An 11,823-nucleotide genomic window follows, 5' to 3' on the forward strand; every position below is an offset into this window, starting at 1 on the left:
CCCGGCGGTAGCTGTGCAACAGATCCGCTCATGCATCGAGCCGTCAGAATTCCGAGGGCAACGCCAGGGGCATTTACATCAGTGCCATACCAGGCGCCCGGTGGCCTGTGGGAGATCCTACCCCAACTTCCAGGGTCAAAAATTTCGTTAACGCGATCAGGCGACGGCAGCCAATGCCTAAGCGCGGGCGTGTCTAGGGCGCAAGACTGCGTTTGATAGAACGTTTTGGCTTCAATAGGTTATACTGTCGACGCCGGTTCCAATCCACCCAACCAGCAGGTATGCCTCGTTCGCTCTGCACCGCCTGCCGCCATTGCGGAACGGCGAAAAACGCTTAGAGAAAAGGCATGGGACGGAAACCGACATCTGTGAATGCCAGCCGCACCTGGATCCTAGCTGTCCGGGAGGCGGAAGACGCGGTCGGACAGGGACGTGCGCCACGGGCGCCTACGCGGCCGGGGCGATAGGCAATGGAGATGGCGGACGGACTCGATATTTTCCTGCAGGTCTGCAGGTCGGGAAGTTTTGCCGCTGCGGCGCGGCAGGTCAATGTGTCGACGGCTTCCGTCTCGCGCCAGATCGCAACGCTTGAGGACCGGCTGAAGGTGCGATTGTTCAACCGCGGGCAGCGGGCGCTCACTTTGACCGAAGGCGGGGAAATGCTGCTGCGGCGCGTGCGCCCGCTCCTGGAGCAACTGGAAGACGCGCTGGACGAGATTGCCCTGCTCGAGGCGCGCCCGCGGGGCCTCCTGCGGGTGGGAACCCGCGCAGTGGCCGCCGAGTGGCTGATCACCGCCCTGCCGCGCTTTCTCGAAGAGAACCCGGAGGTGGACGTGGAGCTGCTCGTCCTCAGCGATGAGGATGCCGATCTGGTTGCAAGCAACATCGACGTCGACATCCGCTATACACGCCCCAATCGCACCGATCTCATCGCGCGGCTACTTGCGCCGGCCTCCCTCGTCCTGGTGGCGAGCCCAGCCTACCTGGCCGTGCACGGCACGCCCCTGACCCCGGCGGACCTGCGCGACCACGACATAATTCTCTACCAGCCCATCACGGAGCAGACCGACTGGTCGCTGAGGGACCGGGACGGGCGCACGACCGACATTACCCCGAAGGGCCGCCTGCGCGTCAACGACGGCTTTGCCCTCGGACGGGCGGCCGTTGCGGGGATCGGCATCGGGCTGCTGCCGCTGAAGGAGGCGGAGCGCGAGATCCTCTCGGGGCGCTTGGTGCGGCTCCTGCCCGATCATCCGGTCGTGCAGCCAACCATCGGCGGCGACGGCATATTTGCGGTTTATCAGCGCGTTCCCTACCAGACCGGAAAACTGCGGGTCTTTCTGGCTTTTCTGCAGACAGTCTTCGCCGCGCCGGCTTCCGCCTGAGGCCGCCACCGTTACGCATAACGCAACGGGCATTTACGCAATTGGGGGCTGTTCGCGCGTCTGGTTTTTCCGACACAAATGGCAGCGCCGCCGCACAGGCGCGCCAACCAGTCCGACGATCGGGGAGGATCAGACGTGTACGACTATATCATCGTTGGCGCCGGATCATCCGGCTGCGCCCTGGCCAACCGGCTTTCTGCCGATCCGGCATCGCGCGTGTTGCTGATCGAGGCGGGGCCCGAAGACAGGAACTGGCTCATCCACATGCCGCGCGGCAATGCGCGTTTGCTCGGCGACCCCAAGCACAGCTGGATCTTTCAGCCGGTGCCGAGCGCTGGGTCCAATCGGCCGGAGTTCTGGATGGGCGGGCGGATGCTTGGCGGGTCGAGCTCGATCAACGGGCAGATGTACGTCCGTTGCCAGCCGCAGGACTTCGATGGCTGGGAGGCGGATGGCTGCACCGGCTGGGGTTGGAGCCACATGGCGGGCCACTTCAACGAAATGGAAAATCATGCCCTGGGCGGGGCGGAACGCCGCGGCATGGGCGGCCCGATCGGGATCAGCCAGCACGACGACCACCTGCCGCTGTGCGATGCCTTCATTGAGGCCGGACGGCGCATGGGACTGCCGGTCAAGCAGGACTTCAACGAGGGCGATCAGGAGGGCATCGGCTACTATCAGCGCAATATCTGGCGCGGTCGGCGGGTGTCCGCAGCGAAGGCCTTTATCGATCCGGTTCGTCATCGCCGCAACCTCGAGATTGTCACCGACCTGGTCGTCAGGCGGGTGCTGATCAAGAACGGCCGGGCCGTCGGGATCGCGGCCGATGGCCCGCACGGGCCGATCGAGCGCCGCGGGCGCGAGGTGATCCTGTCGGCAGGAGCGCTCAATTCGCCGCGACTTCTCCAATTGTCGGGCATCGGTCCTGCCGCTCTCCTGCAGACGCTCGGCATACCGGTCGTGGCGGACCGTCCGATGGTCGGCGCCAACCTGCGCGACCATCGCATGCTGCCGATGCTCTACCGGCTGAATGCCGCCAGCCAGAACCACGAATTCTCCGGCTGGAGGCTGGGCCTCAACCTGCTGCGCTACGCCCTGCGAGGCCGCGGGCCGCTGACCTATGCCTCCTTCGAGGCGGGCGCTTTCGTGCGCGCCGCGCCTGACAGCCGGCGCGCCGACATACAGATCATGATGGGCCCCTTCTCGTTCGAGCCCGGCGAGGGCAAGGTGGCCATGCATCCATACCCGGGCTGCTTCGTCGGCGCATATGCGATGCGCTCACGCAGTCAGGGCGAGGTGCGGATCACCGGCCTGGACCCCGAGGCCCCGCTCGACATCCGGCCCAACTGGCTGGCCGATCTCTATGATCAGGAGATGGCCGTTAAGGGATTCCGTCTGATCCGGCGCTTCTTTTCCAGCCCGCCGCTCAGCAACTATGTGGTGAGCGAGGACCGGCCCGGCCCCGCCGTGGAGAACAACGAGGACATCGTCGCCGCCTATCGCCGCGACGGCAACTCCTCCTACCATTTCGTCGGCACCTGTCGGATGGGCTCCGATCCGGATTCCGTCGTTGACCCGCAGCTTCGCGTGCGCGGCGTCAGCGGACTGCGCGTGATCGACTGCTCTGTCATGCCGAGCCTCCCCTCGGGCAACACCAACGCCCCCGCCATGGCCATGGGCCTGCGCGCCGCCGAGATCATCCGCGCTTCCGCTCTCGAGCCGGCGTGAACGGCCGTCGCGCGGATAGCCCGAGCGCTGCCGGCTGAAGTCGTTGCCGAGCGGCGCGCTCTGCTCCAACCCTGGTTTCTCGAAAGTATCGCCGGGGCGATGCGGTCAGCGCAGTGTTTCTGGTTTGTTCCAGAGGCTGCGGAACGCGTCGAGAACGTATCGGGGCGAGAGCGCAAGCCTGATGCTCAGCGCAGCATGTCTGCAAGTTCGCCGACCTCCGACAAGGCACGGGCCGCGTCGTTCAGGTGTGTGCAGCCTGCCATGCCTCTGAGCTGGACGAGAACGCTTTCCCGCAGTTTGGCCAGTGGCATGCCGATCAGCGCCGCAAGGCTTGCCGGGGCATCAAAACATTCACGATAGGGCAGCAGCATTGGCTGCGGCGTGAGCGTAAGCACCCTGCGGGTCGAGGCATCAACTGTCGCTGTTAGAGCATACTCATGGACCCCAGCCCGGCCCCCATCGGGAAGAGAAGCGGTGTCCTGGAACATGGCCTCGATATGGATGTCGCCGTCGACCCAGACGTCGATCCGGCGGATCCGTCTTACGCTCGGTCCATGGCCGGGCGGCAACGCATGAAAGGCATCCTGATCGCCGCCCCGGTTCAAGTTCGGGACGCGCCGCACATCTTCAGGGCCAAATGTTCCCGCAAGGCTGCTTGCCCCTGGCCGGAACCCAACGCAGGTTCCAACCGGCGGGATCTGTTTGCCCGCTTCAGCCTCCACCGGCCCGGCGGCATCGGGCCAGTAGAGCCAGGCAACGTCAGCGATAATACTGATCCCGACCAGGTCATCCAGCATCACTCTTGCCGGCCGTGCAGCGATCGCTTCCCCATCGACCTCCTGCCTGATCGCTGCCCGTAGCCCGCGCAGCGAGTTGCGTCCCACCAGGTTCTCAATACCAGGAATTCTCGGCGCAGCCTCGATCTCCTGAATGACCCTGCCGCTGGTGATTCTGGCCTGAAGGCTTTCCTCCGCCACGCGAACCACATCATCTGACGTTCCAAGTGTCAGCAGATCCGTGCCGCGTGCTGCGACCAGAATATCACCGCTGCGCCCCATAGGACGGTCAACATCAACCGAAATGGCGCGGCGCACGGAATAGGGCCGGCGGGCAGGCACAAACCCGCTCGTGTCGCAGGCCTGCCCTACTCCTGAAATCTCCGATGCCATAAGTGTCATGGTCACACCTGAAAGCCTGTTAGACGGGCTACCACCGGCGCCGCGCGCGTAGATCACATCGAACCCAGCAGCACCGTCAAGCGGTTTTACTACGCCGCCGGAGGGAACCCGCTCATATATCGAACAAGCTACTGGGGCAGCACGCCGGATATAAGACACGCGGGGCATCCAAAGGCCAGTAACATCGCCAGGTCAGGGCTGGCGTGCTCTCATGCAGGAGGCCACGATAAGCCTCATCTCGGTTGACCGTCCCTCCTCATTTCTCTGGTGATCCTGGTCGCCGCTTAAACGCCGGCAGGATGCGGCGCGTCCCGTGAGACCTGTCATGATCATCAGTAGACCATCGGGTGCCCTAAAGTTCTATTCTTAAGACAATATCCGAGTAGGCCGTTAGGAGCTTGCCATAGCTCCGCACTGGAACAGGAAGCATGTGTATGACCGGCGCACCACGCCTCAGCACCCAAAGGCTGGCAGCCTTTTCGGCGATCGGCATCGCAACAGGAGGCTTCAATATTCCTCTGCAGGCGTTCTTGCCAACTTTCTACGCCACGACCATGGGCCTGGGTATTGAGACCGTCGGCCTGGTTTTTCTGGCCAGCCGGCTCTGGAGCGCCTTCAGCGATCCGATCGTCGGCTGGCTGTCGGACCATACCAGCAGCCGCTTCGGCAAGCGCAAATCCTGGATCATGGGGGGCGGGCTCCTGTTCCTCGTCTCGACGCTGGCGATCTTCATCCCGCCTGAAGGGGTCGGCATCGCCTGGCTCGGCATCGGGCTTCTCGCGCTTTGCCTCGGCTGGACGGCAGTCTCGACCCCGCTTTATGCATGGGGTGGAGAATTGTCGGATGATCCGAAGGAGCGGGCGCGCATCCAGGCCTTCATCCAGACCGCCGTTTCCCTCGGCATCTTTCTTGTTCTTCTGATGCCATCCCTGTTCGATGCACTGGGCGTCGGCGATCTGGCGCTGCGTGTCCGGGCGATGGGGCTGTTTGTTGCAGTCGCCACGATCGTCGGGCTGTTTCTCATCATCACCTTCTTTCAAGAAACCCCCGCCAGGCATGTCTCCCGGCCGCGCCTTGCGGATCAGAAGGCGGCGCTTGCGGAACTGGCGCGCGATCGACTGCTCTGGCGGATCATCGCCTCGGATTTTTTCGTGTCGCTGGGCCAGGGCGCAAGAGGCGCAGTCTTTGTCTTTGTCGTCAGCCATTACATGGGGCTGGGCATCGCCAGCATACTCCTTCTGATCCAATTCCTGTTCGGCATCCTCGCCGCGCCGCTCTGGGCCCGCATCAGCTATCGCCTCGGGCGTCCCAACACCCTGATCCTGGCGGAAGTCATTCAGGTCGTCATCAACCTCGGTCTGCTGCTGCTCACGCCCGAGCGCGTCGAGCTTCTGGTCGGCCTTGTGGTTGCCCAAGGCCTCATGCAGGGCTCCGGCAACCTCATGCTGCGAGCAATGATCTATGACATCTCTGATCGCCACCGGAAGGCGACCGGCATGGAGCGTGCGGGCCTCCTCTCCTCTGTCTTTAACGTCACGACCAATGCTGCCATGGCCCTGTCGGTCGCGATCGCGTTCTTCGTCATCGGGCAGTTCGGGTTCAATCCGACTGGTCCCAATGATGCACAGGCCCTCGCCGGCCTGCTCGGCTTCTTTGCAATCGGCCCGGCAATCGGCCATGCCATCTCGGCGCTTCTGATAATCCGATTTCCCCGGGAGCTCGGAGCGACCCGACCAGAGCAGAAGGTGGACGAAGCCTTGGTCTGATACCTGACGAGCCCACGCAGCCCTGACCGGGCGCATCCTCGAGCCATGTTTGCGCCCCAGCAGGACGCCGGGGCGACGAGGCGGCCCCGCGCAGTCGGCCAATCCCCAGCCAAACATGAATGTTGCGATGTTTTTGGAGGAAATAGATGTTCTGGAACCCTGCCCGACGGTCTCATGCCGCCCCCCTGCTGCGCCATTCGATTTCCGGACTCGCCACCGCAGCGGCGCTGCTTTGCGCAGGCGGCGCATCAGCGCAGCAGGCTGCAGGCGGAATCGAGGAGATCATCGTCACGGCGCAGCGCCGGGCTGAATCCCTGCAGGAAACGCCGATCTCGATCGTGGCCTTCAGCGAGGCCATGCTTGAGAATAAGTCCATTACCGGTATCAACGATCTGACGGCACAGGTTCCCAATTTGCAGCTGACCCCCTTCCCCGGGAACGCAACCACACAGCGCATCTACATCCGGGGCATTGGCAGCAATAACGACCAGTTTACGCAGGACCCGAGCGTTGCCGTCTATATCGACGGCGTTTACGTGGCGCGCAGCCAGGGCTTGGCAACCGAGGTCGCAGATCTGGAGCGGATCGAGGTTCTCCGGGGCCCGCAGGGGTCGCTTTACGGGCGCAATGCCACGGGCGGGGCTATCAACTTCATCACCTCGGCGCCCAAACTTGGCGCATGGAGCGCCAAGCAGACCCTCAGCATTGGCAACCTCGATCATTTCCGCTCGCGCACGCTGGTCAACATTCCCGTCGGCGAGCAGTTCGCTGCACAGTTGTCGTACTTCCGCAGCAAGCGGGACGGCATCACGGAGAACCTTGGAACAGGCGTCAAGCGCTTCGGGGATCAGGACCGTACAGCCTACCGGGCATCGCTTCTCTGGCAGCCGGCGCCGGAGTTCGAGCTGCGCTATACATATGACCGCACGGAGATCGACGATACCCCGGCCCATGCGGCATCGGTCCCACTCTATCCGGCAACCCTGAAGCGGCCAAAGGCAGGCTCGCCATTCGTGCGCAATCTGCAGCGAAACGATATCGTCTCCCAGGGCCATAATCTGACAGCGAGCTGGGACCTGTCCGCTTCCGCCCAACTGAAGTCCATCACCGCATTCCGCAAGCTCGACAGCTTCACCAACCAGGACTACCTGAGCGGGGTCTTCGGGCCCTTTGCCGCCTCCTTTGTCGTGTTCGACCAGAAGCAGGAGCAGTTCTCGCAGGAGGTGCAGCTGGTCGGCGAGATCGGCGAGCGGCTGAACTACGCTCTTGGCGCCTACTACTTCAAGGAAGACGCCGACGGCTTTGATACTGCCTTCCAACTGGCCAGCCGCCTCATCGAACGCAGCATCGGCGCCAAGAATAAAGCCTATGCGGCCTATGCACAGGCAACCTACACACCCGATGTTCTCGAGGATCGTCTGCACCTGACCCTGGGCGGGCGGTGGTCGAGAGACGAACGGCAGGCGACCTTCCAGCGATCCGTTCAGGTGGGTGCGCTGCCACCGGCAGCCGAGCCCGTTGGGCGCGGCAGCCGCAGCTTCGAGGACTTCAGCCCGAGCGCGACGTTGGCGTTCGATGTCACCGATCAGGTCAATACCTACGCCCGCGTTGCAACCGGCTATAAGACTGGCGGCTATAACGTTGGCGCCAGCTCGCTCCAGCGGTTCAGCGAGGGGTTCGCGCCCGAGGACGTCATATCCTACGAGTTGGGCCTCAAGTCAGACCTGCTTAACCGGACCTTGCGGTTCAACGTCGCCCTGTTCCGGATGGACTACAAGGATATCCAGGTCAACGTTCCCGATCCGCTCCAGCCATCGGTCATCGACGTGATCAATGCCGGCAAGGCCAGGGTCCAGGGCGTCGAGCTGGACGTGGTCATGCGCCCCTCGCCCGACCTGAACATTGCGCTCAGCTACGGCTACCTCGACGCCAAGTATACGAGCATCATCGATCCGGCGGGGAAGGATATCACCGCCAACTATCCCTACATCAGTGCGCCGAAGCACAACATCACGATGAGCCTTGAGTATACATTCCCGCCGACCCCGATCGGCACCGTCAGCGCGGTTGCGGACTATAGCTTCCAGGACAAGCAGTACAGCCAGGCCAATGACTGGCGCTACATCATCGGCGACTACGGCCTCCTCAATGCCCGGCTCAATCTGACGGATATGCCGCTCGCCTTTGCCGATGTGCGTCTTGGCATCTGGGGGCGAAATCTGACGGGCCGCGACTATTATGTGGCACACGGCAATCTGTTCGCCCCGGGCGCACTGTATGGCGAACCAAGAACCTATGGCATTGATCTGAACCTCGCCTTTTAAGGTACGGCCGCCAGTTCATGAAAATGGGCGGGGCCAGAGCAGGCCATCCGGCATCTGCCCCGCCCTGCCCCAGCAAGAGGAGCGCCCGTAGTGACATTGCATCCATCCCGATTGCAGATTCTGGCAGACAAGCAGGAGTTGCAGGAACTTGTGCTGCGTTATGCCCGTGCCGTCGATCGCAGAGAATTTTCAAGGCTTGCTACCCTCTATCATCCCGACGGCTGCCACGATCACGGCGGGATGTTCAAGGGCAGGCCCGCCGACTTCATCGAATGGCTGAAGCAGTCCATGGTCGACATGGAAACCCAGCATCTGGTCGCCAATTCACTCTTTGTTGTGGAAAGCGACACTGCACGGGGCGAGATCTACACGGTCAACTTTCACCATTTTCCGGCATCCGGCATGAATTATGTCGCCGGCGGCCGCTACCTTGACCACTATGTGCGCCATGATGGGCACTGGGTCTTCCAGATGCGCACCCGCGTTGTTGACTGGAGCGAAGAACGGCCGGCGAACGCGGGTATGACCGCCGCCACGCTCCTGCGAGGCAGCATCGGCCTCGATGATCCGTCGCGCTCTCTGTCTCCCTTCTACGACGACTGAGCAACTGCAGGTTCTTCTCGATCCGCAGGTAAAGGCGGGCTGTCGGCCAAGGGCTGCCTCCCACAGTGGGCAGCGCTTAAATAAAATAATAGAATTACCCAAAATTCTATTGCGACCTTGAAATATGATGCTCAGCCATGGTAATGATGTCCCAATACTTCTGGACCATATTTTTAATTAAATAGAGTTTTTTATAACAGGGCGATTTCGATCACGCCATTCCATAGCGTCGTTCACCGATGACCCCTGCTGGCCGCTGCCCTAGGCAGCACTGACACTCCAGAAGCCTCCATTTCTTTCAAACGCGTGTTGTCACGCGACAGGAGGGGCATTGCCCAAAGCTGTCGCAGGAGGCAACGCCAGACAGGAAGGACGCTTGCATGGACCTGATAACGGCCAATGCCCTGATCACCGGAGCTTACGACCAACTGCTCTCTCGCAAGGAGCGCGGCAATGCCACCCGCCGGAGTTTGATTCTTGCGACCATTCATCTGGGTGCAAGGCTCGGGTTTTCCAACGTTCCGCTGCGATGCATTGTCGAGGTGTCAAAATCGCGTAACATCAGCGCTATTCACTATCACTTCAAAGGCAAGGAGGGGCTGCTCCGCGAGGCCGCCCGGGCGATCAATGCGGCTTGGCCAACCGCCATCGCCCCGGAAGCGACAGTTGATGTCCGGACCATCCTTGCCCATTTCCTGCTCAATCTGGAGAAACTGAAACAGGCGGAGAACTGGGCGCAAGATGTGATTCCGTTCCTGGCACGCCTGTGTCTTGATGATGCTGAACCTGCTCAGCAGGCCGCCGCCGAACTGCTGACACCGCGCTTGGGAGAGATCTACAAGGCAATCAAACCGCATTGCCCTGACATCCCGAAGGTCCTGCTGCGTCTACGGGTCAGCAACGCCTGCCTTTTGCTTCTGACCATCTCGGCCAATCTCAATGAATGCTACCTGGCGGCGCTGGGCTGCAGCAGCGCCAACCGGGATCGAGCGGAGCATCTTGCTCAGGCGGTCGAACTGGCTGCAAGCATAGTCTGCAGTGAGCCTCCTTCATCAGAAGGTCCCGCGGCCTGTATTCTCGTAACGCAGGCCAGCACCCAGGTTGCAGCTCCCTCGACCTGATCGGCAAGACCGAGAACAGTGCGTTCCAAGCTGATGTGTCATGTTGACGAGCCGGATGCCTTTGCGGCTTTCTGCGAGGCATCCGGCTCGCCTTTACAGCCTGAACAGGAGAGTTGAATGCTGCTTCTTGTTCTAAACGCCCCTTAGCCTGGATGCCTTAGTATTCCGCCCTCGACACGCAGCGCCGCACCACGTGTCGCCGATGCCTCCCGCGAGCATGCATAGACGATCATGCTGGCAACCTCCTCAACCGTCGCCATGCGCTGCAACAATGTTGTGGGCCGCAGTGACATTGCTGCATGACGGTCTGCAGAGTCTTCTGGAATGCCATGTCTCTGGGCATAGGCCCTCAGAAAATCATCGCTGCCGCTCGACAGGGTTGGCCCGGGCAGGACGCTGTTCACCGTCACGCCCGTTCCCGCGGTCAGCTCCGCAAGACCGCGTGCCAGCGCGATTTCCGCGGCTTTGCTAACCCCATAATGGATCATCTCGGGCGGTATGTTCAGCCCCGCTTCCGACGCAACCAGAACGAAGCGGCCCCAGTTCCGTTCGAGCATTCCAGGTAGATAGGTCCGCGCCAACCGGACGCCTGACAGGACATTGACTTCAAAATGCCGCTGCCAATCATCGTCGGTTGTCTCGAAAAAGGCGGTCCAGTCAAAGACGGCGGCGTTCGAGACGACGATGTCAAAATCTGGAATGGCTTTCGCCAGGCGCTCCAGGTCCTCAAGGACCGTGACATCAGCGGCAACGCCGCTGTAGCTGCCGCACCCCTGCAAAGTCGCAAGAGCCTCATCGACAGCTGCCTGCGTTCGGCCGTTGACGATCACATGAGCACCGCACGCACCCAGCTGGCGTGCAACCTCGTATCCGATGCCCCGGGTCGACCCGGTTACAAGTGCTGTCTTGCCGGCAAGATCCACCTTCAGCATTCCAGTGCCCTCCATTGAGATCCGCAGCAAAAGAACCGGGGGCATCAACTCGAAGAGTGACATCCCCCGGCCAGGGGAAAGCTCGTTCAAAATTCAAAGCGCAGGTTGAGGCAGGAGATGCGCGGCTCACCAAGGGGGCTGCCGCCATGAAGGCTCCCGATTGCGCGTCACATTGGTTCCTGTCGGTCACGACAATGAAATCCAGCCGGGCGGATCGACACCCATAAATTGATTAGATGTGCATGTGAATTCGACAGTTCCCCACCGGCAAGACGCAAAATTTCTCGAGGGGCCCGGATGCGCCCCAACTCTACAGCGCTGCTGTCGCCTTCGAAAAGTCAGGACGAGGATATACCGCCCGGAAAACTGGCGTGAATGATGTTGACCAGCTGCAGCTGACGCTTGATGCCGATCTTTGGGAAAATCGAGCGAAGGTGGGCCCGTACCGTATTTTCGGCTATTCCCAGTTTCTGCGCGACGTCACTTACCGACAGGCCATTGGCCAGAGCCGCAGCGATGTTGCCCTCGGTCGGGGTCAGCGCGAACAGCTTGCTGACGACCGATCCTTCGATCACCCTGCTCCGCGAGGGGTCGGTCAGAAAAATGGCGATGACGGGTGTGGAGGCAGACTGCATGAAATCACGGACCGGCACCGGCTGCACGACAGCTGCGACTTCAGGCCGGCCCGAAGGGCGCTCGATCGAGAACAGGCGGCGCGCGGCGCCGACACCCTGCCGGACCTCCGTCAGCAAGGCTCGGAACGCCTTGTCCCGGGCTGCCTGGTTG

9 protein-coding genes are annotated in these 11,823 nt (G+C 61.9%); 6 read left to right on the forward strand and 3 right to left on the reverse strand.

The window, feature by feature from the left end:
- Nucleotides 1–476: 476 nt before the first annotated feature.
- Nucleotides 477–1,385 (forward strand): LysR family transcriptional regulator, encoded by a 909-nt coding sequence (locus VIG90_RS13120; protein WP_331593971.1) that lies wholly within the window; start codon nt 477–479, stop codon nt 1,383–1,385.
- Nucleotides 1,386–1,520: 135 nt separating this feature from the next.
- On the forward strand, nt 1,521–3,113 hold the full coding sequence (locus VIG90_RS13125) for a GMC family oxidoreductase (RefSeq protein ID WP_331593972.1): 1,593 nt from the start codon (nt 1,521–1,523) through the stop codon (nt 3,111–3,113).
- A gap of 185 nt (nt 3,114–3,298) precedes the next feature.
- On the opposite strand, the gene VIG90_RS13130 is transcribed toward VIG90_RS13125, so the two are convergent.
- Nucleotides 3,299–4,450, reverse strand: coding sequence for a DUF2889 domain-containing protein (locus VIG90_RS13130; protein ID WP_331593973.1), 1,152 nt, complete (start codon nt 4,448–4,450; stop codon nt 3,299–3,301).
- 275 nt (nt 4,451–4,725) lie between these two features.
- On the opposite strand from VIG90_RS13130, the gene VIG90_RS13135 reads away from it, so the two are divergent.
- The 4 genes from VIG90_RS13135 to VIG90_RS13150 all read left to right on the forward strand — a co-directional run bounded on the left by VIG90_RS13135 (nt 4,726) and on the right by VIG90_RS13150 (nt 10,105).
- Nucleotides 4,726–6,057, forward strand: coding sequence for an MFS transporter (locus tag VIG90_RS13135; RefSeq protein ID WP_331593974.1), 1,332 nt, complete (start codon nt 4,726–4,728; stop codon nt 6,055–6,057).
- A gap of 146 nt (nt 6,058–6,203) precedes the next feature.
- A complete protein-coding gene (locus VIG90_RS13140) occupies nt 6,204–8,381 on the forward strand; it encodes a TonB-dependent receptor (protein WP_331593975.1) in 2,178 nt (725 codons plus the stop codon).
- Nucleotides 8,382–8,471: 90 nt separating this feature from the next.
- Nucleotides 8,472–8,984: a nuclear transport factor 2 family protein gene (locus VIG90_RS13145; protein WP_331593976.1), complete on the forward strand. Its 513-nt coding sequence runs from the start codon at nt 8,472–8,474 to the stop codon at nt 8,982–8,984.
- Between the two features lie 380 nt (nt 8,985–9,364).
- Nucleotides 9,365–10,105, forward strand: a complete 741-nt coding sequence (locus VIG90_RS13150; RefSeq protein WP_331593977.1) for a TetR/AcrR family transcriptional regulator — start codon at nt 9,365–9,367, stop codon at nt 10,103–10,105.
- A gap of 143 nt (nt 10,106–10,248) precedes the next feature.
- On the opposite strand, the gene VIG90_RS13155 is transcribed toward VIG90_RS13150, so the two are convergent.
- Nucleotides 10,249–11,127, reverse strand: coding sequence for an SDR family oxidoreductase (locus VIG90_RS13155; RefSeq protein WP_331593978.1), 879 nt, complete (start codon nt 11,125–11,127; stop codon nt 10,249–10,251).
- Between the two features lie 248 nt (nt 11,128–11,375).
- Nucleotides 11,376–11,823, reverse strand: a 448-nt coding sequence (locus tag VIG90_RS13160) for a helix-turn-helix transcriptional regulator (protein WP_331593979.1), incomplete at its 5' end; no start/stop codon positions are given.

Source organism: Pedomonas sp., assembly GCF_036515995.1.
Taxonomy (GTDB): Bacteria; Pseudomonadota; Alphaproteobacteria; order Sphingomonadales; family Sphingomonadaceae; genus Pedomonas.

What these genes read in the sequence shown, in the direction of transcription:
- VIG90_RS13150 (WP_331593977.1), top strand. Translation starts at nt 9,365, where the DNA reads ATGGACCTGATAACGGCCAATGCCCTGATCACCGGAGCTTACGACCAA.
- VIG90_RS13120 (WP_331593971.1), top strand. Translation starts at nt 477, where the DNA reads ATGGCGGACGGACTCGATATTTTCCTGCAGGTCTGCAGGTCGGGAAGT.
- VIG90_RS13135 (WP_331593974.1), top strand. Translation starts at nt 4,726, where the DNA reads ATGACCGGCGCACCACGCCTCAGCACCCAAAGGCTGGCAGCCTTTTCG.
- VIG90_RS13140 (WP_331593975.1), top strand. Translation starts at nt 6,204, where the DNA reads ATGTTCTGGAACCCTGCCCGACGGTCTCATGCCGCCCCCCTGCTGCGC.